Consider the following 283-nt stretch of genomic DNA (forward strand, 5'->3'; position numbering starts at 1 on the left):
CATACAAGATCGCCTTCTTTAATATCTTCAATCTTTTTGCTGCCTTTTTCTGCAGCCACCAACGTTCCTTCTGTGAAGCAGATTTTAATAAGACCATTGGTGAGCCTGCCTATAGGTCTGCATAAGTATTGCCCTATTCCACTTGCTCTCCATCCTGCAGAAAGAAGCTCTCCGCCCGCAAAGCTCAAAGGTGTCTCTAAGAACAAGAATTTTTCTAATGAACCTATAGACTTACCGATTTCCGTTTCGTTGATGGCAGTTTGCCAGGCACTCATTGCCTGCT

General features: G+C 43.8%; 1 protein-coding gene. It reads right to left on the bottom strand.

Annotated features, from left to right (window positions below; all coding sequences use genetic code 11):
* Positions 1–283 (bottom strand): hypothetical protein (locus tag SB679_RS23810; protein WP_410704725.1); only part of this gene is annotated, 283 nt, incomplete at both ends.

It is taken from the genome of Chryseobacterium sp. SIMBA_029 (genome assembly GCF_046535275.1).
Lineage (GTDB): Bacteria > Bacteroidota > Bacteroidia > Flavobacteriales > Weeksellaceae > Chryseobacterium.